Origin of the sequence: Palleniella intestinalis (assembly GCF_013166595.1) — a bacterium.
GTDB classification, from domain to species: domain Bacteria; phylum Bacteroidota; class Bacteroidia; order Bacteroidales; family Bacteroidaceae; genus Prevotella; species Prevotella intestinalis.
On sequence record NZ_JABKKG010000002.1, the window covers coordinates 308,364 to 333,353 of the forward strand.

General features: G+C 47.3%; 18 protein-coding genes, 2 tRNA genes and 1 pseudogene. 10 read left to right on the plus strand and 11 right to left on the minus strand.

Annotated features, from left to right (window positions below; all coding sequences use genetic code 11):
- Positions 1-10: 10 nt before the first annotated feature.
- Both HPS57_RS03790 and HPS57_RS03795 read left to right on the plus strand, forming a co-directional pair.
- Complete coding sequence (locus HPS57_RS03790; RefSeq protein WP_172180288.1) at positions 11-1,243, plus strand: LL-diaminopimelate aminotransferase; 1,233 nt, start codon at positions 11-13, stop codon at positions 1,241-1,243.
- A gap of 36 nt (positions 1,244-1,279) precedes the next feature.
- The gene (locus HPS57_RS03795; protein ID WP_172180290.1) at positions 1,280-3,502 is read left to right on the plus strand and encodes a glutamine synthetase III family protein; all 2,223 of its coding nucleotides are present in this window, start codon (positions 1,280-1,282) and stop codon (positions 3,500-3,502) included.
- 193 nt (positions 3,503-3,695) lie between these two features.
- Here the strand turns inward: HPS57_RS03795 and HPS57_RS03800 are convergent, their stop codons facing one another.
- The 11 genes from HPS57_RS03800 to pheT all read right to left on the minus strand — a co-directional run bounded on the left by HPS57_RS03800 (position 3,696) and on the right by pheT (position 15,268).
- Complete coding sequence (locus HPS57_RS03800; RefSeq protein WP_172180292.1) at positions 3,696-4,403, minus strand: SIMPL domain-containing protein; 708 nt, start codon at positions 4,401-4,403, stop codon at positions 3,696-3,698.
- Between the two features lie 206 nt (positions 4,404-4,609).
- On the minus strand, positions 4,610-4,993 hold the full coding sequence (locus HPS57_RS03805; RefSeq protein WP_172180294.1) for a hypothetical protein: 384 nt from the start codon (positions 4,991-4,993) through the stop codon (positions 4,610-4,612).
- A gap of 136 nt (positions 4,994-5,129) precedes the next feature.
- Positions 5,130-5,203: transfer RNA gene (locus HPS57_RS03810), tRNA-Arg, on the minus strand.
- Between the two features lie 31 nt (positions 5,204-5,234).
- A tRNA-Arg gene (locus tag HPS57_RS03815) sits at positions 5,235-5,308 on the minus strand.
- A gap of 207 nt (positions 5,309-5,515) precedes the next feature.
- Positions 5,516-8,077: an alpha-glucan family phosphorylase gene (gene glgP, locus HPS57_RS03820; RefSeq protein ID WP_172180297.1), complete on the minus strand. Its 2,562-nt coding sequence runs from the start codon at positions 8,075-8,077 to the stop codon at positions 5,516-5,518.
- Positions 8,078-8,094: 17 nt separating this feature from the next.
- Complete coding sequence (locus HPS57_RS03825) at positions 8,095-9,747, minus strand: glycogen/starch synthase (protein ID WP_172180300.1); 1,653 nt, start codon at positions 9,745-9,747, stop codon at positions 8,095-8,097.
- A 231-nt stretch (positions 9,748-9,978) separates the two neighbouring features.
- Positions 9,979-10,806, minus strand: a complete 828-nt coding sequence (locus HPS57_RS03830; protein WP_172180302.1) for an EFR1 family ferrodoxin — start codon at positions 10,804-10,806, stop codon at positions 9,979-9,981.
- 30 nt (positions 10,807-10,836) lie between these two features.
- Entirely contained in the window at positions 10,837-11,250 is a 414-nt protein-coding gene (locus HPS57_RS03835; protein WP_172180304.1) for a DUF8479 domain-containing protein, read from the minus strand.
- Positions 11,251-11,296: 46 nt separating this feature from the next.
- The gene (locus HPS57_RS03840) at positions 11,297-11,545 is read right to left on the minus strand and encodes a TIGR03905 family TSCPD domain-containing protein (RefSeq protein ID WP_172180307.1); all 249 of its coding nucleotides are present in this window, start codon (positions 11,543-11,545) and stop codon (positions 11,297-11,299) included.
- A gap of 174 nt (positions 11,546-11,719) precedes the next feature.
- The gene (locus HPS57_RS03845; RefSeq protein WP_135939715.1) at positions 11,720-12,451 is read right to left on the minus strand and encodes a YebC/PmpR family DNA-binding transcriptional regulator; all 732 of its coding nucleotides are present in this window, start codon (positions 12,449-12,451) and stop codon (positions 11,720-11,722) included.
- A gap of 336 nt (positions 12,452-12,787) precedes the next feature.
- Positions 12,788-15,268 (minus strand): phenylalanine--tRNA ligase subunit beta, encoded by a 2,481-nt coding sequence (gene pheT / locus HPS57_RS03850; RefSeq protein WP_172180310.1) that lies wholly within the window; start codon positions 15,266-15,268, stop codon positions 12,788-12,790.
- 147 nt (positions 15,269-15,415) lie between these two features.
- Between pheT and HPS57_RS03855 the strand changes: the two genes are divergently transcribed.
- From HPS57_RS03855 to HPS57_RS03890, 8 genes and pseudogenes are all read left to right on the plus strand, one after another.
- The gene (locus tag HPS57_RS03855; RefSeq protein ID WP_172180313.1) at positions 15,416-15,613 is read left to right on the plus strand and encodes a hypothetical protein; all 198 of its coding nucleotides are present in this window, start codon (positions 15,416-15,418) and stop codon (positions 15,611-15,613) included.
- Positions 15,614-15,718: 105 nt separating this feature from the next.
- Complete coding sequence (locus HPS57_RS14245; RefSeq protein ID WP_216653369.1) at positions 15,719-16,477, plus strand: four helix bundle suffix domain-containing protein; 759 nt, start codon at positions 15,719-15,721, stop codon at positions 16,475-16,477.
- A gap of 774 nt (positions 16,478-17,251) precedes the next feature.
- Positions 17,252-18,784 (plus strand): annotated as a pseudogene (locus tag HPS57_RS03865) (type I restriction-modification system subunit M); the annotation flags it as partial.
- Positions 18,781-19,656, plus strand: a complete 876-nt coding sequence (locus HPS57_RS03870) for a BRO-N domain-containing protein (protein WP_172180315.1) — start codon at positions 18,781-18,783, stop codon at positions 19,654-19,656. The pseudogene HPS57_RS03865 and the gene HPS57_RS03870, both read left to right, overlap by 4 nt.
- Positions 19,653-20,273, plus strand: coding sequence for a restriction endonuclease subunit S (locus HPS57_RS03875; RefSeq protein WP_172180318.1), 621 nt, complete (start codon positions 19,653-19,655; stop codon positions 20,271-20,273). The genes HPS57_RS03870 and HPS57_RS03875 overlap by 4 nt, the downstream gene beginning before the upstream one ends.
- Before the next feature lie 10 nt (positions 20,274-20,283).
- Positions 20,284-20,868, plus strand: coding sequence for a restriction endonuclease subunit S (locus tag HPS57_RS03880; protein ID WP_216653370.1), 585 nt, complete (start codon positions 20,284-20,286; stop codon positions 20,866-20,868).
- A gap of 10 nt (positions 20,869-20,878) precedes the next feature.
- Positions 20,879-21,631, plus strand: coding sequence for a four helix bundle suffix domain-containing protein (locus HPS57_RS03885; RefSeq protein ID WP_172180323.1), 753 nt, complete (start codon positions 20,879-20,881; stop codon positions 21,629-21,631).
- A gap of 130 nt (positions 21,632-21,761) precedes the next feature.
- Positions 21,762-24,866: a type I restriction endonuclease subunit R gene (locus HPS57_RS03890; RefSeq protein WP_172180325.1), complete on the plus strand. Its 3,105-nt coding sequence runs from the start codon at positions 21,762-21,764 to the stop codon at positions 24,864-24,866.
- Positions 24,867-24,990 lie beyond the last annotated feature (124 nt).

Consider the following 24,990-nt stretch of genomic DNA (forward strand, 5'->3'; position numbering starts at 1 on the left):
AAAAAGATATATGGCATTAGTAAACGAGCATTTCCTAAAACTCCCGAACAACTATTTGTTCGCAGACATTGCCAAGAAGGTTAATGTCTTCAAAGCCACGCACAAAGGGGCGGAAGTCATATCATTGGGCATTGGCGATGTCACCCAACCTCTCTGCCCGGCTGTCATCGAGGCTTTGCATAAGGCAACAGACGAGATGGCGACACGGCAAGGTTTTCGCGGATATGGCCCTGAACAGGGATATGATTTCCTGCGGGAAGCTATCCTGAAGAACGATTTTCTTCCGCGTGGCATTCACCTTGACATTGATGAGGTCTTCATTAACGACGGTGCGAAGAGCGATACCGGCAACATACAGGAGCTCATCCGCTGGGATAACACTGTCGCTGTGACAGACCCTATATATCCAGTGTACATAGACTCCAATGCAATGATAGGAAGAGCAGGCGTCAAAGGAGAGGACGGACGGTGGTCAAACATTTACTACATGCCTTGCAATGCCGAAAACAATTTCGTGCCTGCATTGCCGGAAAGGCGCGTCGATGTCATATATCTCTGCTACCCTAACAACCCTACCGGCACTGTATTGACCAAAGGAGAACTGCGCAAGTGGGTGAACTACGCTTTGAAGAATGAGGCGATAATCTTCTTTGACGCTGCTTATGAGGCATATATACAAAACCCTTCCATCCCACACAGCATCTACGAGATAAAGGGTGCGCGCAAATGTGCCATAGAGTTCCACAGCTATTCCAAAACAGCAGGATTCACAGGAGTGCGCTGCGGATATACCATCGTGCCAAAAGAACTCACAGCTGCCACTCTCGACGGAAGGCGCATCCCTCTTAATCCGCTGTGGAACAGACGGCAATGCACAAAGTTCAACGGCACAAGCTACCTTTCACAACGTGCCGCAGAGGCCATCTACACTCCGGAAGGAAAACGGCAGGTGCGCCAGACAATAGACTATTACATGGAAAACGCCCACAAAATGCTGGCAACCTTCAAAGACATGGGCTTTGATGTCCAAGGCGGAGAGAACGCTCCATACATCTGGATGCGTGTCCCGGAAAGGTCCGACTCATGGCGATTCTTTGAGGAACTGCTTTACGGAGCGCATGTGGTATGCACACCCGGAGTCGGCTTCGGACCGTCAGGCGAGGGATATGTCAGATTCACAGCCTTCGGCTCAAAAGAACAGACAGAGGAGGCTTTGGACAGAATTAGGAAATGGCTGAAATAGAACCATCCGAACAATACAAACAATAGTAGTAACATTATGGCAAATTTAAGATTCCATGCGGTAAAAGAGGCTCTTTCAAGAAAGCCTCTCGAAGTAAAGATTGCTGAGGAAAGACCTTACGAATACTTCGGCAGAAAGGTGTTCAATCGTGAACGAATGTACAAATACCTGCCAAAGCCTATCTACGAAAAGATGATCGACGTGATAGACAACGGGGCACGACTGGAGCGCGAGGTGGCTGACGAGGTGGCCAAAGGCATGGCGCAATGGGCAAAAGAGAATGGGGTGACACACTACACACACTGGTTCCAACCGCTGACAGAAGGGACTGCGGAAAAGCATGATTCCTTCGTAGAACACAATGGCAAAGGAGGCATGGTTGAGGATTTCTCCGGAAAACTTCTCGTACAGCAGGAACCTGACGCCAGCTCTTTCCCCAACGGAGGAATACGAAGCACTTTCGAGGCGCGTGGCTATTCGGCATGGGATCCGACATCTCCTGTGTTCATCATCGATGACACACTGTGCATCCCGACAGTGTTCATCAGCTACAGTGGGGAGGCTCTCGACTACAAGGCTCCACTGCTCCGCGCACTCCATGCTGTGAACGTGGCGGCAACAGAAGTGTGCAGATACTTTGACCCTGAAGTGAAGAAAGTGACATCCAATCTCGGGTGGGAACAGGAATATTTCCTTGTTGACGACAGCCTCTACTCTGCACGCCCTGACCTAATGCTGACAGGACGCACTCTCATGGGACACGACTCTGCCAAGAACCAGCAGATGGACGACCATTATTTCGGAACGATCCCTGACCGTGTGCAGGCTTTCATGAAAGACCTTGAGATACAGGCTCTGGAACTTGGCATTCCGTGCAAGACACGCCATAATGAGGTCGCTCCAAACCAATTTGAGCTTGCTCCTATCTTCGAAGAGACAAATCTTGCGGTGGACCATAATATGCTGCTTATGTCACTCATGAAGAAGGTGGCACGCAAGCATGGCTTCCGCGCACTCCTCCACGAGAAACCTTTCGCCGGCATCAACGGCTCAGGAAAGCATAACAACTGGAGTCTGTCGACCGACACAGGCACACTTCTCCACGCACCGGGGAAAACACCAGAACAGAATCTCCGCTTCGCAGTGTTCATCGTTGAGACACTCATGGGTGTCTACCGCCATAACGGACTGCTGAAAGCGTCAATAATGTCTGCAACCAACGCTCACCGCCTTGGAGCAAACGAAGCACCTCCTGCCATCGTCAGCTCATTCCTCGGCACACAGGTGTCGGAATTCCTTGACCACATAGAGCGTGCTGACTCCGACCAGTTGTCATTGGCAGGGAAACAGGGCATGAAGATGGACATCCCTGAGATTCCGGAACTGCTTATCGACCAGACTGACCGCAACCGCACATCTCCATTCGCCTTCACCGGCAACCGTTTCGAGTTCCGCGCCGTTGGCTCAGAGGCTAACTGTGCATCGGCAATGATTGCACTCAACTCTGCTGTGGCTGAAGCACTTGTGTCGTTCAAGAAACGTGTTGACGCACGCATTGATGAGATTGCCGATGACCCGAAATTCGCGGAAGGCACAGGACATACCGCCAAGTTCCACGCTATCATCGACATCCTGCGCCAAGACATCACAGCCTGCAAGCCCATCCGTTTCAACGGCAACGGCTATTCCGATGAATGGGTCGAGGAAGCCGGACGCCGCGGACTTGACACAGAGAAATCATGCCCACGAATCTTCGAGAACTATCTCAACAAGGAAAGTGTGGAAATGTTTGAAAGCCTTGGGGTCATGACACGCAAAGAGCTTGAGGCACGCAACGAAGTGAAATGGGAAACTTACACAAAGAAGATACAGATTGAGGCACGTGTGCTTGGCGACCTGACAATGAACCACATCATCCCTGTCGCCACACGCTACCAAAGCCAGCTCCTCGTGAATGTAGAGAATATGAATTCAGTGTTCCCTATCGACAAGGCTGAGCGTCTCTCCGCACGCAACGTGAAAATCATCGAGGAAATCGCTGAACGCACCTCAACCATAGAACGCCAGGTGGAAGAGCTTGTCAACGCACGCAAAGTGGCTAACAAGATTGCCGATGAGCACGCAAAAGCGATTGCTTACCACGACACGGTGGCACCGAAGATGGAGGAGATACGCTACCAGATTGACAAACTCGAATTCATCGTCGACGATGCATGCTGGCCGCTCCCGAAATACCGCGAACTGCTGTTCATAAGATAACAGTATTGCAAAACACGGAGCAAAACAATTCCAATCAACCAAACAGAGGCTATCGCTTTTTGTCGATAGCCTCTGTTTGGTGTTTCTTTCAATCATACCTCACAGTGTCCACTCGTGGCTATAATTGATAATGCACAAAATTACCTCATATACCACTTAATTTGCAAACTTCCTTGACTGCAAGCAACATCCGTCAATCTTCCAAAGTGTAGGTTACGGTTGTCACCACACGCACTTTCTTTATGTAAGGAGTGTTTTGGTCACGGTCCTCTATGGAGAACTGTCCCTGCCCTGCTGTATGGATTTTGCCTATGGAGCTGTTGCTGTTCTCCGCAAACTGCTCTGCCGTAAGGCGCGCATTCTTTATGGCTTCCTGCATCATCTTAGGCTTCATCTGCTGGAATGCCACATATTCGTACTGCACAGCATTCTGGTAGCCGCCATCGACGATTGCCACACCTTGCTTCAGGAGTTCGCCCTGACGCGCCATGATGCCACGCACAAGTTTCACATTGTTTGATGTCACAGTGATAACGGATGTGACATTGTAACGATAGCCGTTCAAGTTCGTACGGTACTGGTCGGCATTAAGGTCTATGACGACAGGGGCATTGACACTTATCTCGCTGTCCTTCACACCGTTTTGCTTCAGGAATGCCGTGACTTTGTTTGTCGTGGCATTGATACGGCTGTAGAGTTCAGGCAGGTCGTTGCCCAGCTCCTTTGTCGGGATAGGCCATGTCACCTTGTCCGCCGCCACCTCTTTCTCGGCAAGCCCCTTGACTGTAACCGTCCTGTCTTTCTCAGCATAATTGTCGATACCCGCCTTGATTGAAAGGCCTAACACGACGATACTCACTGCGAGTATTGCCGACTGAATGATTCTTTCGTTCTTGCACATAACGTTTCCTTTTTGGGTTAACTGCGGTAAAGGTAATATTATTTGCGCAATAAAATCAATCATCGGCTGATATTTTATTGTTTTTTCAGAATTTACTGTAATTATTGTAACTACTCTGCGGACATTTTTCCCTGCCACAGCACCGTGAAACAGTGCTTAAAACAAAAGTTCTAACTCCACTGAATATTTACTAATTATTTCCTTGTTCAGTAATGAATGTCACCTGTCATAACATCCTCCTCTTCATCGTCTATCTGCGTATCATAGATTTCTGAAGGAAAGGTTATCTCATCCTCCGGGTCTTCAAGATATTCGTCGAGATTGTCATTGAAGACATCGGCTTCGCTTGTACCGCCGGACAGTGCCTTATATACTCTATCCGAAGCCTCCGCATCATACTCCTTGTTCTCCGGCGCAGGAAAGGGCGATTGATCCGGCATGGAGGTATGGGGAACTGCATCCTTATCACGGTTTCCTTCACATGCTTTCAGGTTCGTCACATACAGATAAGCACAATATAAGCCCAAAATGACACACAAAGCATACACAATTTTGTCTTCCGGTCTGTTTTTCATTCCGTTGTCGCTCATAGTCTTATAGAATCAAAGATAATCAATGCCCCAAGGGGTGGCATTCTGCAAAACAAAAAGCCGGCGGCAGGAGATTTCAAAGGCATACATATAAAACAACAAACAGGATAGGCTGTAAAGTCTATCCTGTTTGTTGTGACTCCTGCAGGATTCAAACCTGCAACCTTCTGATCCGTAGTCAGATGCTCTATTCAGTTGAGCTAAGGAGCCATCGCTTTGGCTTTGATTCTCTTTGCTTTTGTGACTCCTGCAGGATTCAAACCTGCAACCTTCTGATCCGTAGTCAGATGCTCTATTCAGTTGAGCTAAGGAGCCATAACCAAGCATTGTTTCTCAAATGCGGATGCAAAGGTACTGACTTTTTCTGAATCTCGCAAGTATTAATGGGTATTTTCTGAACTTTCCCATGAATAGTTTGATTTACATCAAAACAAATACAATAAAAAACATCCCCGCCGGCATTATAAGTGCCGACGGGGACATTAAGATTCTTATCAGACCGAAGTCTGCATCTGCATGGATTTAGCCAATCCACTTGATGTATGCGAAATCGCAACGGTGTGGGAGCATGTCGTTCTTAGGGTACATACGAACTGCTGTCTTGTAAGCACCAGCCTGTGAAGGTGTGTAGTGAGCCTCGAATGTGTAGAGGTTGCCTTCTACCTTTGTCACCTCGAATGGTATGATGCGCTTGATTTCGCGGTCAGTGTCAGACATGTCGTTGTTCAGGACAACAAGCTCTACGCCCACTGCATCATTGAGTCCCTGCTCGTCGATGACGAACTTGAGATTGAATTCCTTGCCTGTAGCAACACCCTCGTTGAGGTTTGATTCGGTGGAAACAACACAGATGCTGTCCCAACGCTGTGCCACGGTCTCCTTCCATGATGCGAGTTCCTTGGCAACCTTGTTGTCGTCCTTTGAGAGCTCGGCGAAACGCTGTGCCTGCTTTGTGTAGAAGCGGTCATAGTAGTCGTCAAGCTGACGCTTCATTGTGTAGTGAGGAGCGATTGTAGCGATAGAGTTCTTGACAACCTGCATCCAGCCTGCAGAGATGCCCTTCTCGTCCTTGTTGTAGTAGAGAGGTACAATCTCGTTCTCAAGCATGTTATAGATTGTTGCAGCGTCAAGCTGATCCTGATAGCCCTGGTTCTGGTATGTGCGCTTCTCAGGAAGAGCCCATCCTGCACCCTCGCGGTAGCCTTCCACCCACCATCCGTCAAGGACGGAGAGGTTGACAACACCGTTCATCTCAGCCTTCTCGCCTGATGTTCCGGATGCCTCGAGAGGACGTGTAGGAGTGTTCATCCAGATGTCGCATCCTGAAACAAGGCGGCGTGCGAGCTGCTGGTCGTAGTCCTCGAGGAAGATAATCTTGCCGAGGAACTCAGGACGCTGTGAAATCTCGTAGATGCGCTTGATAAGTCCCTGACCGCCACCGTCAGCCGGGTGAGCCTTTCCTGCGAAGAGGAATGTCACAGGGTGCTCCGGATTGTTGACAATCTTAGAGAGACGCTCAAGGTCTGTGAACAGGAGGTGAGCACGCTTGTAGGTTGCGAAGCGGCGGCAGAAACCGATTGTCAGACCGTTAGGGTTGATTTTGTTGAGGAGTGAGACAACGCGTGCAGGGTCGCCCTGATTGCGGAGCCATACGTCCTTGAACTTAATCTTGATGTAGTCAGCGAGCTTGTTCTTCAGCTCCATACGTGTTGCCCAGAGTTCCTCGTCAGGGCAGTTGTAGATGCCGTGCCAGATAGACTCGTTGGACTGGTCACAGAGATGGTTCTTGTCGAAGTACTTAGCGTAAATCTTGCGCATCTCTGTAGCACACCATGTAGGGAAGTGCACACCGTTGGTAACGTAGCCGATGTGGTTCTCCTCAGGCCAGTAGCCTGCCCATGTAGGAGCGAACATCTTCTGTGACACCCATCCGTGGAGCTTTGACACACCGTTTGACTCCTGGCATGTGTTGAGTGCGAATGTTGACATTGAGAACTTCTCATTGTGGTCGTCAGGATTTGTGCGTCCCATGCCGATGAATTCGTCCCAAGAAATGCCAAGCTGCTGTGGGTAGCCGCTCATGTACTTGCCGAAGAGGTCCTTGTCAAAATAGTCGTGGCCTGCAGGAACCGGAGTGTGGCATGTGTAGAGACCTGAAGCGCGCACAAGCTCTATTGCCTGGTTGAATGTGAGTCCCTCGTGGATATAGTCGATAAGGCGCTGGAGGTTGCAGAGTGCTGCATGTCCCTCGTTGCAGTGGTAGATGTCCTTCTTGATGCCGAGCTTCTTCAGTGTCAGCATACCGCCGATACCGAGGAGTATCTCCTGCTTCAGACGGTTCTCCCAGTCGCCACCGTAGAGTGCGTGAGTGATAGGGCGGTCGAACTCTGAGTTCATCTCATTGTCAGTGTCAAGGAGATAGAGTTTCACACGTCCTACGTTTGCTGTCCACACAGAAGCGTGAACCATGTAGTTCATGTAAGGAACGTCGACAATGAGAGGCTCACCTGTTGCAGGGTCGAGAGTGCGCACTACAGGGAGAGAGTTGAAGTTCTGTGCATCGTAGTTTGCAATCTGGTCACCCTCCATAGAGATTGACTGCTTGAAATAGCCGTAACGATAAAGGAAACCGACAGCGCACATGTCAACGTTAGAGTCGGAAGCCTCCTTGACATAGTCACCGGCAAGCATACCGAGACCGCCGGAGTAAATCTTGAGTACCTGTGAGATGCCATACTCCATGCAGAAATAAGCAACAGAAGGGCGGCTGCTGTCAACAGGCTGTGCCATATACTCTTGGAAGAGTTTGTTGACATTCTGCACCTTCTTCATGATTTCCTTATCCTTGGCACATTCTTCCTTACGCTCATAAGGGAGTTTCTCAAGGAGGGCTACAGGGTTCTCGCCTACCTTCTCAAAGAGGTCGCGGTCAAGTGCGCGCCACAAGTCGCGAGCCTCATAGTTCCATGACCACCAGAGATTGTGTGCAATCTCGTCAAGACATTCAAGCTCCTGAGGGAGTGTTGACTTGATAGCCAGCTCCTTCCATATCGGGGCATTTACATAATTGGTTTTGATTTTCATTGTTTGGTGTATTTGTTTTATCTTTTGTTAGCTTTGGTTAACGCTATGTCGTATGCAGTGCGATAGTATTCAATGAACTTACCCCAAAGTGCCTTCTTGGAAAGTTTGTCAGCGTTTGCTCTGACTTTCCGCACCTGAGCGGTAGACATTTTGGAGAACTTCACAACAGTTTCCTTTATCGCATCCGCAGTTTCGGAGTAATTGTAATCCGTGCGGTGTATTGTCTTCACTCCATCTTCAATTTCCGAATAAGCCCCCTTTATGGTGTTTGCCCACACACCGAAGCCTGCAAGGTCTGTGGTGATACATGGAATCTTGAAAGCTATCGATTCCAATGGAGTATAACCCCATGGTTCATAATAAGAAGGATATACAGACAAGTCCTTACCTATGATGAGGTCATAATAAGGAATATTGAGTATGCCATCATTGCCGTCAAGATAGCATGGCACGAATATCATAATAACCTTATTCTCCGGACTGTTCCACATGTTCAGATACTTCAGATTATTCATGATACTGTCACGATTCATCTCATGCAGCCAATGGGTTATTATCGGGAGTTCCAGCGGAGTGTCAAATGTTTCACCCGACACATAACGCTTCTGCAAATCCTCACGCGGACTGCCGAGCCATGTAGGAACCTCGATAAGGGCTATGACATCCTTTTTGAGTCGCTTGTCACGAAGCAGACGGCTCATTGCCTCAAGGAACACATCAATACCTTTATTGCGGAACTCGTATCGCCCGCTTGTACCTATAATAAGAGTGTCATCATTGAACTTACGTCCTACAAGACAGTTTGCAAGGCGGAGCATCTTCTTGCGTGCTTCCTTGCGCTTCCTGGTGAATTCAGCCCCTTTCGGCACGAAGTCATTCTCAAAGCCATTAGGTAGCACAACATCGACAGGCTTGCCTATGAGCTCATGGCATTCCGTGGCAGTGATGTCGGACACCGTCGTGAAAGCATCGGCATTGAATGCTGTCTGCTTCTCGATGGAATGCTTTGACTGAATGTTAAGTTCCTCAGCCATCTGGTCACCATTGTAGCACCAGAGATAGTCATAAAGAGGCTTGTCATTACCGGCTATGGAGCGGCCGATGGATGTCGCATGTGTCGTCCATACTGTGCCCACCTTCGGAAGTTTGTCCTTAACATATAGCATACCGAGACCTGTCATCCATTCATTGGCATGATAGATGACTTTCTGTGGTGCAAGATTAAGGTAGTAATATAGGTTCTCTACTACAAGACCTGCTGCATACGAGAACATGGAAGCCTCGTCATAATCTCCATAAGCATGGAGCGAGTCTACCTGATATTTCTCCCAAAGTGTAGCGTATATTTCATTTTTCCGCTCAAAATACGGCTTGAAATCAACAAGAACCGCAATAGGTTTTCCGGGGATATCCCAACGTCCCACTTTTACTTTCAGTCCTTCTGCATTAGCCTTCTTCTCCCAATTCTCAAGGAGCGAGCTGTCAGGTATGAAATACGGAGACTGCTTTTCTCCCCAGCAGTCCGGTCCGATAAAGATAAGACGGTCACGTATAATGTCAGTCAGTGTTTTAGCGCGTGTGGAAAGCACTGTATATATGCCTCCAACCTTATTGCAAACTTCCCAGCTTGACTCAAATATATAATCCGGGAACAACAGTTGTTTTTCCATTATTTTGATATGAACTTGTATTCTCTACTAATATTTTTTCAATGCAAAGATAATGAAAAAATCCTTAAATGCAAACATTTCCATGTGGTTTTTGGATAATTCTTTCAGTATTCCAAGCGAAAATTGACATACATTAATGTTTGGCAACAGTTTTTTCCTACACTCAAACAATGAGTTTTATGAAAAAAACAGTATAACAAAAATCACAAAGAATTCATAAAGACATGGCAATCAATGTTTTCCCTGTTTTCGCTTGTTGTGGTCAAAATAGTATTGCCCTTTCTTTCCGGTGAATTTCCAGAAAGAGATAGCCTTCTCAGGGCAATAATGATAGCAAGCCATGCATGTCAGGCACTTCCCTGTATGAAGCCATTCGGGTCTGCCGCCGGTCATCGCCATGTTGCCTACCGGACAATGGCTCTTGCACTTGCCACAGCCTATGCACTTGCCGGCATCGACCTTGAAACGCTTGTCTGTCACAAGAAACCTGTAAAAGAATTTGCCAAGGACACGGCTATAGAAACGAGGCATAGAGCCTTTGTGGACAAGCATGCGGACAGAACGGTTCTCTGCCACTATATCCGCAAACTCAAGGACTGTGCTGCGCGCGTTCATCTTCTTCTCTGCCTCACGCACGTCCGTATCGACATCCATAAACGGCAGACCGACATAAGATTCCGGCATGATGACAGAACAAGCGGAACGCACCTGCAGACCTTTGGCTGCAAGAGCCGTCTCCAGCTGTTCCCCATACTCACCGCAGCTGTCGCCGCAGGTGATAAGGAAATAGCAATAATGTGAAAGCGTTCCATTGTGCGCCCTCCCCTCATCAGCGGCCGGCACAACAAGATTCAACTTGGCAATAAAGTCCCGCACCAATGGCTGAAGACGCCAGCCATGGACAGGCAGACAGAAGCCTATCCTTTCTCCGGCACGGAGACGATAAGAGCAGTCACCATTAATGGCATCGGGAATTGAGACAACTTTGTCATTGGTCATCTGCGCCAGCAAATCTGCCGCCCAGCGTGTGTTTCCTGTGCAAGAGAGTGTGAATATCATTTGTGTATGGTGTTTATGATATGCCGACAGTTATTTTTTCGAACCGTCAGCATAGTCCTTCTGTGTGAATGTGAGATGCAGCAGCATCTTTCCCGGCGTTTGCTGCGAACGGCAGACATACTCAAAGGAAAAGCCTGCATCCTTATATGCCTTAAGACCGGCATTGGAACGCACCATCCTCAGCATGTTATCCGAAATCTCACTGCCGTTCTCAGAAATAAGTTCCGCATTGTCCAGCTTTCCGGTAAATGTCATGTAGGTGGAATAGGTTCTTGTTCCACTGTGGTACACAATACTGTCAGTGACGACATCATTCTGAGGAGGCGTGGGACAATATTTCAATGTATATTCCCTTGCCTCTCGCTCTGCACGTTCCTCTATATTTTCCTGACAAGAGGAAAGGAACATACATGACACAACAAATATAATACCTGATATTCTCATAACCTGTCAATCCCGGCCGGCCTCACCCGTCACCGGCAAACAAACATTACAACATCTGCTTCAGTGCTTGTGCGAACTGGTCAGGACAGCTTGTGGTCTTCATTCCACAAGTGATTCCTTCAAGTCGCTTGATGACATCTTCTGCCTTCATGCCGCGTACAAGTGAAGTGATGCCCTTCGTGTTGCCATTGCAGCCACCCATAAACTCAACATTGTCAACTATTCCATCGTCAGTGAGAGTGACATTTATAAACTTGGCACAGGTTCCTTGTGTCTGAAATGATAATGTTTTCATATTCTCCTTTATATGATTGCGTTTCGTGCGGCATGTCAGAAAACTCACATCACCACACTTTATTTTTCTACAAAGTCCTGACGTTTGCATAAGTGTTTCATGCAAACGCCAAGACCTGCGGTGGAATTATGTAATCTAAACAACGTGGAGCTATGACGCTCCATTCGCCGTTTCCTACTTCATATTTGTGTACACAGTCTGCACATCGTCAAACTCTTCGAGTCGCTCAACCATCTTCTCGATAACCTCGCGCTGCTCGTCAGTGACTTCCTTAAGGTCGTTAGGAATGTAAGTGAACTCGCCACCCACTCCCTCAAAGCCCTTGTCCTCAAGGAATTTCTGAATCATGGCATAAGACTTAGGGTCACCGTAGATAGTGATTGTGTCCTCGTTGGTATCCTCATTGAACTCCTCATCAAACTCGTCATCGACGTTGAAGTCAATAAGTTCGAGGATAAGCTCGTCCATGTCAAGACCTTCTGGCTTCTTGAATGTGAACACACACTTGTGGTCGAACAGGAAGCTGAGTGAGCCTGTTGTGCCAAGGTTGCCTGAGAACTTGTTGAAGATTGAACGCACGTCAGCCACAGTACGTGTGGTGTTGTCGGTCAGTGTGTCAACAAACACAGCGATTCCGTGAGGGCCGTATCCCTCGTAAGTAACCTCCTTGTAGTCAGACTGGTCCTTGCCCATAGCGTTCTTGATAGCACGCTCGATGTTGTCCTTCGGCATGTTCTCACGCTTGCAGACAGCGATGATGGAACGGAGTGTAGGGTTTGTCTCCGGCTCCGGACCGCCGGCCTTCACTGCGATTGCAATCTGTTTGCCCAGACGTGTGAAAGTCTTTGCCATGTGGCCCCAACGCTTCATCTTGGCGGCCTTGCGATATTCAAATGCTCTTCCCATTTTTTATTTTATGTTTTTATGTTTGTTTCTTCTTTGCTTGTTTTGCTAAGCAGACAAATGCCTGCAAATAAAGCACCGCAAAGCGGTGGCTCTTTGTTAACCCCGTATGCCGCTTATCGGCATGCGGGGTATATAAGGAGTAGGCAATCTGCACCGTAAAACGGTGCCTCACACTGATTCACTCTCTACCTTCCATGAGGCACCGTCTTACGGTGCTATGGAATAGCTTTTGTTGCTATCCTCGCATGCCGCTTCACGGCATACTAGGTTAACAAAGAGCCACCGCTTTGCGGTGCTCAGTGCATGGACGCCCCAACTCTGATTGGAAAACACCAATTATCTCAGTTCTGCACCAAGCTGCTTCTTCAGGTTAGTGATGAGCTTGTTCATGATTGCATCGATAGCCTTGTCATTGAGTGTCTTCTCCGCATCCTGAAGGATGAAGTTTACGGCATAGGATTTCTTTCCCTCCGGCAACTTGTCGCCCTCATAAACATCAAAGAGCTCGACGGACTTAAGAAGTTTCTTCTCTGTGTTGCGTGCTATGCTGACAATCTGCGCAAACTCAATGTTGGAATCGATGAGAAGTGAGAGGTCACGGCTCACAGCAGGGAACTTTGAGATTTCCTGATAATGCACGGAATGCTTCTTGACAGCCTTGCAGAGCTGTGTCCAGTTTATCTGGGCGAAGTAGACTTCGTTCTGTATCTCGAACTTCTTCTGTATCTTCTTGCTTACGATACCCATCTCGCAGAGCACCTTTCCGCCACGTGTCATGACTTTCAGAGCGGCAGAGAAAAGGTCGGAATTGGAGCGTTCGATGACAGTCATCTGAGGAGTGAGTCCCACACGTGCAAAGATGTTGTCGACGGTCGCACGGAGATGATAGAACGACATCTTCTCATCCTTGTGCGCCCATGAGCCTTCAATGCTCTTGCCTGTCATCCACAGACCGAGGTAGTTCTCTTCCTTATAGGCTCTCATCGGATTCTCGTCATCCTGCTTGTCCTTGGAATGCTCGTAGAGGTTGCCCACCTCGAAGAAGCGAAGGTTAGGATATTTGCGGTTGGCATTGCGCACAATGGCTTCAAGACCTCCAAAAAGGAGTGTGCCACGCATGACATTGAGGTCGGAGGACAATGGGTTCATGATGTTGACAAGTGACTCGGCAGGCACACTTTCAAGACCGTCATAGTATGCGCTCTTTGTCAGTGAGTTGCAGAGAATCTCACGGAATCCCGCACCGACAAGCTGTTCTGCCACAAGGTTCTGCATCTTCAGCTTCTTGTCCTCCTCACCCTTGATGACAAGCGAGGACTTCAACTGTGTAGGAATCTCCACATTATTATATCCGTATATGCGCAGGATGTCCTCCACAACATCGCAAGGGCGCTGGACATCGACACGGTAGGCAGGTACGGAAAGTTCCAGTCCTTCGGCATCCTCCGCATCGATTGCCATTTCAAGTGATGTCACAATAGACTTTATTGTGTCATTGCCGATTTTCTTGCCGATAAGGTTATCGACATAATCGTACTTCAATGACACCTTTGCAGGTGCGATAGGATTAGGATATTCGTCACAGATTTCCATGGAGACCTTGCCGCCGGCAAGCTCTTTGCAAAGTATTGCAGCCTGCTTCAGTGCATAGATTGTTCCTTCCGGGTCTATACCGCGCTCGAAACGGAACGATGCATCTGTGGAAAGACCGTGACGGCGTGCAGACTTGCGAATCCATGTCGGGTGGAAATATGCTGACTCCAAGACAACATTTTTTGTCGTCTCGTAAGTTCCGGAGCCTTTTCCTCCGAACACTCCGGCGATGCACATCGGCTCTTCCTCATTGCAGATGGCGAGGTCATGCTCACCGAGAGTGTGCTCCTCACCGTCAAGAGTGACGAACTTCTTGCCTTCGTTGTTGTCCTTGACAATGATATGGTTGCCTGTCACCATGTCGGCGTCAAAGCAGTGGAGCGGCTGGCCATAGGCCATCATCACATAGTTTGTGATGTCCACAATGTTGTTTATCGGACGCAGACCGATGATTGTGAGCTTGTTTTTAAGCCATTCAGGAGATTCCTTCACCTCACATCCTGTGAGTGAGACGCACGCATAACGGCGGCAAGCCTCTGTGTTCTCTATCGTGACTTTCACAGGAAGGCTCTCATCCTCCACCTTGAAAGCGTCGCATGAAGGACGGTGGAGGGTTGACGGCTTGCCATTGTTCACAAGCCATGCGTTAAGGTCGCGGGCAACACCATAATGGGAGAGCGCATCAGCACGGTTGGCAGTGATGTCCACTTCTATGAGCCAGTCGCTCTCAAGATTGTAGTACTCTGCAGCAGGCATGCCGACAATGGTGTCCTCAGGCAGTACAATGATACCGTCGTGGCTTTTTCCCACACCGATTTCGTCCTCGGCACAAATCATGCCGTTGGACTCCACACCGCGCAGTTTTGATTTCTTGATGACAAACTCTTTGTCGCCGTCATAGAGCACGCAGCCCAAATCAGCGACAATGACCTTCTGGCCGGCAGCGACATTAGGCGCACCGCAGACAATCTGCTGTGCCACAGGATTGCCGTCGGCATCCTTCTTGCCGAGGTCGACAGTAGTAACATGGAGATGATCGGAGTTAGGATGCTCCTCGCAAGTGAGAACCTCGCCGACATAAAGTCCTTTCAATCCACCCTTGACACTCTGTACTTCCTCAAGGGCACCAACTTCAAGACCAATGGATGTAAGGGCAACGCAGACTTCCTCGGCAGTGAGGTCGAAATCCACATACTCCTTAAGCCATTTATAAGAAATATTCATATTTTCAGAAACGTTTTTGAAATTTTGTCTGCAAAATTACTATTTTTTCACGATATAAACAAATAATTTCCACATATTTGTACACGAATCCCAGGTATTTTTCTTACTTATGCAGATGATTCCACAGAGTTTTAATGCACAGACAAAATGAACAGACAAACCATCCTTACCTACATCCTTTCAGTAATCGTGTTCGGCATCTGCTTCTCCGTATTCGGCCTCATCTTTGAGGAAAGCATCGACATTGAAGAAATCGCATTCAAGGCAATATTTGTACCGGCACTGATGAAACTTCTGCAAATGGGCGAACGGTACTATCTCAGCGATAAGCGCAAAGGCCGGTGATGCTCTAACATCATGTTGACTCATGTTTCGTCATGTTTAATCATGATGCATCATGTCTCATCAAGACAATTACCCTAACCAACAACAACTTACCCCCTTACTACCATGGCTGTCGACATCAAGTTTTCCCAATCCTATTTCTGGCTCAACTCATGGGTACTCGCCAACATCATCCAACTTGGAACGCAGAGTTTCTGTGACAGGTTCGTGGACTACCGCATAGACCCGTGCCGCCGGCTGTATGACCAAATGGTGCTGGCAGCACGTTGCGGAGTGGCAAACATAGCGGAAGGTACGGCACGCCACACCACTTCCATAGAGACGGAAATGCGACTGCTTGATGTCGCACGCGCAAGTATCGATGAGGTGCAGGGCGACTTTTTCAATTTCCTTTTAAGGAGAAAGGCGGAAATATGGACCATCGGCGAGCCAAACCGTGAGGCTCTGTGGCGCATGGAGCTTGACAGACCAAACTACTCCAACAGTCTGCTTCACGATGCGGCACAGCATATCCTTGCACAAAAAGCAAAGTACGACCCGTGGATAGAGAACTCCTCGCCCGAGGTTGCCGCCAACGCCATGCTTATCCTTTGCGTCAGACTGAACAAAATGCTGCAACGCCAATTGGAAGTGCAACTGAGTCTTTTCAGGCAAGAGGGTGGCTTCACCGAGAACATGACAAAGGAACGGCTTGAGGCTCGCAAGGAACAATCGAGAACGGAAGGTGCGCCCAACTGCCCCATCTGCGGGCACACCATGGTCAGACGCATGATAAAGAAAGGGACAAAGCAGGGACAAGAGTTCTGGGGCTGCGCAAATTATCCGAAATGCGAAGGGACAAGGCAGATTGCAAAAAAGCAGTGACACTAACGGCCATCAAGCTGCATTACGCTTTTTCAGGTTGCGGCATGTTTTTTCAAGTTGCATCATGATTAGTCAAACAACATCATGATTAATCATGTTTCATCATGATGTAACCTGAAAAAATCATGTCACAACTTGGAAAAATCCACCATGCCATGCCCGACTCACAGCAGCCCACCATGCAATTCACATCCCTTCACCCTTGTTAAAAGTAGGAAATATTTTGACAACTGCAATCATTGTTTTTCGCCCCACTAACGCCGGAAAAACATAAAACAAACACAGAAAAACTCATTTTTTGCCACTTTTCCATCCCATTACTATCGAATGACACTGCCATTCGATACCTTTCATCTCACTATTCAATAGCTTTTGCATCGTCATTCAATAGCTTTTATCCACCAAAACAATACCTTTTGCCGCCTTTTTATTGCCAAAAAAGGCAACAAAAGGCGTACTCTAAAATCCAAAACACTGACACTCAAGCCATTATACACAAACCAAAAATCCCTGCAAAATTTCCAACATTATCCTGCCATTTTCCGCAGAAATGTTAAAAACGCCACACAACACAACTATCACACCGTACAATTTATTGGCACAAAATGCCAATAGCGCAAGCTCACGAGGCTACTGCAAACTATTTCACAATGCTTGAAATTAGAATCTATTTCCTTTCGCTAACTGAAACATTCTTTGTCACTTTGTAGGCAGAAAAACGACTATCTGAAATAAATTATGACAAACGAACAACTGTGAGGGGAATTCAAGAACCTCATCTGGAAGACAGCCACAGACCTTGTCCATGGCGGAAAGGTTAGTCCTGTACAGTTCATGGACTTCATGCTTGGCTCACTGTTTTACCGTTTTATCTCCGAAAACCTTACCGCACATTGCAACCGCCTGATGCGCGAAGCCGGTGTGGAGGATGCGGACTATGCGGCAATGGCTGATGAGGATGCGGAAGTGGCTCGCAACGAAATGGTAAATGCCAAAGGTTTCTTCATACAGCCAAGCCAGCTTTTCATCAACGTGGCTGACAATGCCAAAAACGACAAGGAACTGAACACTACCCTTGCCAACATTTTCAAATCCATAGAAGACAGCGCCATAGGCACAGCAAGCGAGGATGATGTCAAGGGACTGTTCGCCAACTTCAACACCAATGACCCGGGATTGGGAGGGACTGTCGCAGAGCGGTGCCGGCTGCTTACCGACCTTTTGGAGTCCGTCCGTGACCTGAATTTCTCGGAATACGAGAAGTCCGGTATTGATGTGTTCGGCACATGTTACGAGCACCTTATTAAAATGTACGCCCTGAACAGCGGAACGAAAGGCGGCGAGTTCTACACTCCTGCCGAGGTCAGTTACCTTCTGGCAAAAATCGCTGTGGCACAGCGCAAAAGCGTGAACAAGGTCTATGACCCGGCGTGTGGCTCAGGTTCACTGTTACTTAATTTCAAGATGGTGCTTGGAGCGGAGAACGTTAAGGAAGGTTTCTTCGGGCAGGAGATTATCCTGAAGACTTATAACCTTTGCCGCATGAACATGTTCCTGCATAACGTGAACTACGACCATTTCGACATACAGCAGGGCGACACACTAATGAATCCTCTGCATGGCAACGAAGAGCCTTTCGATGCCATTGTCTCCAATCCACCCTACTCCATCCCATGGGCGGGCAACTCTGACGCGACATTGATTAACGCCCCGCGCTTCTCCCCTGCCGGTGTTCTCGCTCCGAAAAGCAAGGCTGACATGGCTTTCGTGATGCACATCCTCTCATGGCTTTCCACCGAAGGCACTGCAGCCATCGTCGAGTTCCCGGGCGTGCTTTACCGTGGCGGCGCGGAACAGAAGATACGCGAATATCTCGTAAAGAACAATTACGTTGACACCATCATCCAGTTGGCACCGAACATGTTCTTCGGAGCGACAATCGCCACTTGCATCATCGTGCTGAAAAAGAACAAAAGCGACAACCGTGTGCTGTTCATCGATGCCTCTCAGGAATTTGAGCACGAGGGCAATAAGAACCGTCTTTCCGATGCCAACATCGAGAAAATCTACACCACTCACATCAATAAGGAGGAAATCCCACACTTCTCTTCCATCGTCACCATCGGCGATATAGCAGAGAAGAAATACAATCTTTCCGTCTCCACTTATGTCGAGCCGGAGGACACAACTGTGGAGATTGATATCAACGAACTTAATGACCGCATCGCAAAGATTGTGGCACACGAGAACGAACTAAGGGCAAAAATTGATGACATAATAGCAGAATTGAAAGGAGAAATGGCATGACAAAGAAACAGGCTATACAGATATTTGAAGAGCGTAAAGTACGCACCGTATGGGATGAACAAACAGAAGAATGGTATTTCTCTGTTGTAGATGTGGTTGCTGTCCTTACAGACAGCGATTACCAAACCGCACGTAAATATTGGAAAGTATTGAAAAGCCGCCTGAAGAAAGAAGGAAGTGAAGTGGTAACAAATTGTTACCAGTTGAAACTAAAAGCTCCGGACGGTAAAATGCGGCTTACTGATGTTGTTGATGCTCAACAACTTTTCCGCATTGTTCAATCCATACCATCGCCCAAGGCTGAGCCATTCAAGATGTGGATGGCTGAAGTTGCCAAGCAACGTATCGACCAAATGCAAGACCCTGAACTATCCATAGAGCAAGCCATCTACGATTACCGAAGACTTGGCTATTCCGAGAATTGGATAAACCAGCGTATCCGTTCTATTGAGGTGCGCAAATCACTCACCGATGAATGGAAGCGTGGCGGTGTAGAAGAAGGAGTACAGTTTGCTTCTCTTACAGACATTATCACAAAACAATGGAGCGGCAAAACCACAAAAGAGTACAAGTTACATAAAGGACTGAGAAAGGAGAACCTTCGCGACAATATGACAAACATTGAGTTGGCACTTAATACTCTTGCCGAAGCATCTGCCACAGAACTTTCAAAGGAAAAGTCTCCACGTGGATTTAACGAGAATGCACACATAGCACGACAAGGCGGTAATGTTGCAAAAGCCGCCCGCAACACATTGGAGGCACAACTCGGAAAATCTGTAATCTCTTCGTCTAAAGCCACAGACCACATTTTGCCTATAAATGAAATAGATGACATAAACCCAACAGAACCTGAAGAAGACAACAAATGAAAACATTACAACAACTAATAAAAGAACTCTGCCCAAATGGAGTGGAATACAAGAAATTGGGTGAGGTCATTAAAATAAAAAATGGAAGAGATTACAAACATCTTGATGAAGGTAATTTTCCTGTATATGGAAGTGGAGGAATAATGAAATATGTCAACTCATACATTCATGATAAGCCTTCTGTATTACTGCCACGTAAAGGTTCACTAAAGAATATATTTTATGTGGACAAACCATTTTGGACAGTAGATACCATTTATTGGACAGAAATCTATGATAATATGAATCCTAAATTCCTCTATTATTTCTTATCTACCAAGAATTTTGAAAAAATGGATCTATCAAAAGGAGCAGCAGTCCCAAGTATGACTCAGAAACAGTATATTGACATTGAAATCCCAGTCCCACCTCTCCCTGTGCAGGAAAAGATTGTTGAGATTCTTGACACTTTCACCGCGCTTACAGCAAAGCTGCAAGCGGAGCTACAAGCGCGACAACAGCAGTATGAATATTATCGCAACCACCTCCTATCGTTCGGTGGCTACGACAATATTCAGGATAATGATGACACGCCTGTCTCTACAGGCGTGCAGAACTGTCATAGGGGGGGGGTATAAGTACTACAGAATGAGTGAGATAGGAAGTTTTACCAGAGGCAATGGACTTCAGAAAAAAGATTTTTCAAAAGAAGGGGTTGGATGTATTCATTACGGTCAAATATACACTCGCCTTGGTACATTTGCAACAAAAACGCTAACAAAAGTTCCTGCATCATTAGCTAAGAAATTAGTAAAAGTTCAAAAAGGAGATATTGTTATAACCAATACAAGTGAAAATATCGAAGATGTCTGCAAGTCCGTTGCTTGGCTTGGAAATGAAGAAATTGTCATTGGAGGTCACGCATGTGTATTTAGACATAATCAAAATCCCAAATATATTGCATATTGGATGCAAACAGCAGATTTTGCAAAACAAAAAAGAAAAGCAGCTCAAGGTGTTAAGGTTATTGATGTGAAAATTTCTGATTTAGAAGATTTTAAAATCCCTATCCCACCTCTCGCCGAGCAGCAGCGCATCGTTGACATCCTTGACCGTTTTGAGGCTTTGACAACCGACTTGCGGAACGGCTTGCCTGCCGAATTGGAAGCAAGGCAGCAACAATACGAGTATTACCGAAACAAGTTACTCACTTTCGAGAGGGCAACAGCATAACCTAACAATCATGAGCAACATCAGCATCACATCTACTGCTGCCTATATGGCACTTGACAGTTGGATATTGTCAAACATCATCCAACTGAGTACATTTGATTTCTGCCGTAAGTTCCTTAACAGGACGAACGACCCGTGCGGACGTATGTTTGACCAAATGACACAAGCAGCACGCTCCATCCAAGCAAACATTGCCGAGGGAACATCACGCGGACAGACATCGACCGAGACGGAGATGAAGCTGCTTGATGTGGCTCGTGCAAGCACTTCGGAACTGGCTTCCGACTACATGTTCATCCTCATGTCACAGGGCGAAAGCTCATGGACTGACGACAATGCTGACGCCATTGCCGTGCGCAGCACTATGCTTGACCGTCCGGCGTATGGAAAGAACTTTGTGCACGATGCCATGGAGCACATCATCGCCCAGCGTAAGAAATTCAACAGGTGGACAATGAGCAACGATGTGTCCATTGCAGCCAATGCACTGCTGATTCTATGCTCACGGGAGATTTCTATGCTTACCCACCAGATACAGAGCCGTTTTGAGAAGTTCAAGCAGGAAGGAGGCTTTACCGAGAACCTGACCAAAGCCCGTTATGCAGCCCTTGCCTCGCAGAAAGAAGATGCTCCCAAATGCCCGAAATGCGGCGCCACAATGATTGAGCGTGTCATAAAGCGCGGAAGCAAACAGGGCGAACGGTTCTGGGGCTGCACAAAATACCCCGCTTGCGACGGGACTGTCAACATCAAGAAGAAATAATGACGCGAATCATTCGGATTATCCGAGTCATTCGAATGAATCGATTGAACCGAATAATTCGAGTGATTCGAGTAATTCGAGCAAACCGAATAAATCGACTAATCCCCCCCAAAAAAAACAAAACCCCAACATGGAAAACTACAACATACTGTCCGAGAATCCGCTATCAACCGTTGTGGCTCAATACGAGAAACCACAGATTGTCTCCGAAAGCTACCAAAGCGAGAGCGACCTTGAACGTTCCTTCATCGCCCAACTGCAGCGTCAGGGCTATGAGCACCTCCCTATCCATAACAGCAACGAGCTTGAGAGCAACCTCCGCCTTCAGTTGGAACGGCTCAACCGAATCACCTTCACCGACGGAGAGTGGCAGCGTTTCTTCAAACAAGAGATTGCAGCGGAAGGCAAAGGCATGATTGACAAGGCGCGTACCATTCAGATTGACCACCGCAAAGCATTCACCCTTGACGATGGCACACAGCGCAACATCATTCTCATTGACAAGGACGACATACACAACAACTCCACACAGGTCATCAACCAGTATGAGGCAAACGACGGAAGCCGCCCTAACCGCTATGATGTGACCGTACTTGTGAACGGTCTGCCTCTTGTCCATATTGAACTGAAACGCCGCGGCGTGTCGATAAAGGAAGCGTTCAACCAGATCAACCGCTACGGCAAGGAATCATTTTGGAGCGGCAATGCCTTATATGAATATGTGCAACTGTTTGTCATCAGCAACGGCACTTACACAAAATATTACAGCAACACCACACGTGACGGTCACCTTAAGGAGATTGCGCCGGGCAAGAGAAACGGCAAGCAGCAGACCTCCCACAGCTTTGAGTTTACAAGCTACTGGGCAGACCGGCGCAACACAGTACTGAATGATTTGGAGGATTTCACAGCAACATTCTTCTCACGCCATACACTGCTGAACATACTGACACGCTATTGCATCCTCACAGAACAGAATCTTCTGCTCGTCATGCGTCCCTACCAAATTGCTGCCACAGAGCAGTTGCTGAACCAAGTGGCAAAAGCGCATAACGCAAAACTCTATGGCACGAAAAACGCCTGTGGATACATCTGGCACACGACTGGCTCAGGAAAGACTCTGACCTCGTTCAAATCGGCACAACTCGCCACAGAACTGGAATACATCGACAAAGTCATCTTCGTTGTTGACCGCAAGGACCTTGACTATCAGACGATGAAGGAATACGACCGTTTCCAGAAAGGCGCAGCCAATGGCAACACTTCCACGAAAGTACTGGAGCAACAGCTCAGCGACTCCAAAGCTCGAATCATAATCACCACCATACAAAAGTTGGCGACATTGGTCAAGAAGCGTCCGCAGCATGAAATCTACAACAAGGAAGTGGTGATAATCTTTGATGAATGCCACCGCTCACAGTTTGGTGACATGCACAATGCTATTGTCAGGAAATTCAAAAAATATTATATGTTCGGTTTTACCGGCACACCTATCTTTGATGAGAACATGCTTGCAGGAAAGAAAGGTTTGGAGCGCACCACAGAGGATCGTTTCGGCCGCCGGCTGCACACATACACCATTGTCGATGCCATCCGCGACAAGAATGTGCTGCCGTTCCGTGTGAGCTATGTCCGGACTGTTGCTGAGAAGGATGACATCACTGACGAGAAAGTGTGGAGCATAGATCGGGAGAAAGTGTTCAGCAACCCTAAGCGCATATCGAATGTCTCCACATATATTCTTGAACATTTCGCACAGCAGACCATGCGCACAGAGGCATATTCCTTCAACCGCCTGACGAATGTGGAGGATGTTGTGAAGAATTCCAACAAGCATGAAGCCAAAGAAATGCGCCGTAAAGAGAGATTGTATGGTTTCAACTCCATTTTTGCAGTGCAGAGTATCGGAATGGCAAAACTTTATTATGACGAGTTGAAGCGACAAATCGCCGAATTGCCGGAGAACCGACGTATAAAGATTGCGACAATATTCAGCTTCGGTGTTAATGACGACGCTGATGGAAGCGAGAACAATGACAGTACGGACGGACTTGAGGAGGTTGACCGTGATTTCCTTGAGCGTGCTATCGATGACTATAACAAAATGTTCAACACAAGTTATGACACCTCTACCGAGAAGTTCCCGAACTATTACAAGGATGTCAGCCAGCGAATGAAGAACCGTGAGATAGATTTGCTCATCGTTGTCAATATGTTCCTAACCGGTTTTGATGCTACAACACTTAACACACTGTGGGTAGACAAGAACCTGCGCTACCACGGACTGCTGCAAGGATACAGCCGTACCAACCGCATCCTGAATTCTGTAAAGACATGGGGAAACATCATCTGTTTCCGTAACCTTGAAGATGCGACAAACAAGGCACTCGCACTCTTTGGCGACTCAGAAGCTCATTCCACAACCATATTGCGTCCGTTTGATGACTATTACAACGGCTATGAAGACAATGACGGCAAGTGGGTTAAAGGATATGTGGAACTTGCAGATAAATTGTTGGCGCGCTTTGAACCGGGTGTGCCACCACTTACAGAGAAGGATGAGAAAGATTTCATCCGTCTGTTCAATTCCATCCTGCGATTCCGGAATCTGCTAAGATGCTTTGATGAGTTCAGCGGCAAGGAACTTATCTCGGAACGTAACATGCAGGATTTCACAAGCACATATAACGACTTGCACGATAAATACTCAAACCGTGATAAGCATGATGCAGCAGACATCACTGACGACATCGAGTTTGAAATGGAGTTGGTCAAGAAGGTAGAGGTTAACATCGACTATATTCTGTACCTTGTGAATCTCTATAAAGAAAGTCATTGCCAAGACTCTGAAATACGTGTGAAAATCACCAAGGCGGTAGGTGCAAGTCCTGACCTGCGCGACAAGAAAGAGCTGATTGAGAATTTCATCGACAGCATCACGCCGGACAGTGATGTGGACACCATGTGGAATGAGTACATCAACCGCATGAAGCGTGAGGAGTTTGCAGTACTTATCCAAGAAGAGAAACTGAAGCCTGCTCTTGCCTTAAAGTTCATAGAAGGATGTTTCTCAAAAGGATATGTTGCTGAAGGTGGAACCGAAATCTATGAAATCCTTCCACCGACGAATCCATTCGACCGTAAGGCAAACCGTCAAGGCATATTCCAACGTGTATTGGAAAAACTCAAAGTTTTCTTCAACAAATATTTTGAGGTGGCAAATGGGGAATTTTAATGCATTCTCATCGATGATACCCCCATTCATACCCCATTAGCATTTGGAATCGCTTGTAAAATGTTGTACCTTTGCACTTGCAATCGAAAATCCTCACAATAAGGATTAGAGGTTGCAAGTGTTC

Bases quoted from the DNA above. Each gene is read 5' to 3' on its own strand.
- HPS57_RS03825 (WP_172180300.1), bottom strand. From the start codon at position 9,747: ATGGAAAAACAACTGTTGTTCCCGGATTATATATTTGAGTCAAGCTGG.
- HPS57_RS03795 (WP_172180290.1), top strand. From the start codon at position 1,280: ATGGCAAATTTAAGATTCCATGCGGTAAAAGAGGCTCTTTCAAGAAAG.
- HPS57_RS03800 (WP_172180292.1), bottom strand. From the start codon at position 4,403: ATGTGCAAGAACGAAAGAATCATTCAGTCGGCAATACTCGCAGTGAGT.
- HPS57_RS03875 (WP_172180318.1), top strand. From the start codon at position 19,653: ATGAAAACATTACAACAACTAATAAAAGAACTCTGCCCAAATGGAGTG.
- HPS57_RS03855 (WP_172180313.1), top strand. From the start codon at position 15,416: ATGAACAGACAAACCATCCTTACCTACATCCTTTCAGTAATCGTGTTC.
- HPS57_RS03870 (WP_172180315.1), top strand. From the start codon at position 18,781: ATGACAAAGAAACAGGCTATACAGATATTTGAAGAGCGTAAAGTACGC.
- HPS57_RS03880 (WP_216653370.1), top strand. From the start codon at position 20,284: ATGAGTGAGATAGGAAGTTTTACCAGAGGCAATGGACTTCAGAAAAAA.
- pheT (WP_172180310.1), bottom strand. From the start codon at position 15,268: ATGAATATTTCTTATAAATGGCTTAAGGAGTATGTGGATTTCGACCTC.
- HPS57_RS03835 (WP_172180304.1), bottom strand. From the start codon at position 11,250: ATGAGAATATCAGGTATTATATTTGTTGTGTCATGTATGTTCCTTTCC.
- HPS57_RS03845 (WP_135939715.1), bottom strand. From the start codon at position 12,451: ATGGGAAGAGCATTTGAATATCGCAAGGCCGCCAAGATGAAGCGTTGG.
- glgP (WP_172180297.1), bottom strand. From the start codon at position 8,077: ATGAAAATCAAAACCAATTATGTAAATGCCCCGATATGGAAGGAGCTG.
- HPS57_RS03890 (WP_172180325.1), top strand. From the start codon at position 21,762: ATGGAAAACTACAACATACTGTCCGAGAATCCGCTATCAACCGTTGTG.
- HPS57_RS03885 (WP_172180323.1), top strand. From the start codon at position 20,879: ATGAGCAACATCAGCATCACATCTACTGCTGCCTATATGGCACTTGAC.
- HPS57_RS03790 (WP_172180288.1), top strand. From the start codon at position 11: ATGGCATTAGTAAACGAGCATTTCCTAAAACTCCCGAACAACTATTTG.
- HPS57_RS03840 (WP_172180307.1), bottom strand. From the start codon at position 11,545: ATGAAAACATTATCATTTCAGACACAAGGAACCTGTGCCAAGTTTATA.
- HPS57_RS03830 (WP_172180302.1), bottom strand. From the start codon at position 10,806: ATGATATTCACACTCTCTTGCACAGGAAACACACGCTGGGCGGCAGAT.
- HPS57_RS14245 (WP_216653369.1), top strand. From the start codon at position 15,719: ATGGCTGTCGACATCAAGTTTTCCCAATCCTATTTCTGGCTCAACTCA.
- HPS57_RS03805 (WP_172180294.1), bottom strand. From the start codon at position 4,993: ATGAGCGACAACGGAATGAAAAACAGACCGGAAGACAAAATTGTGTAT.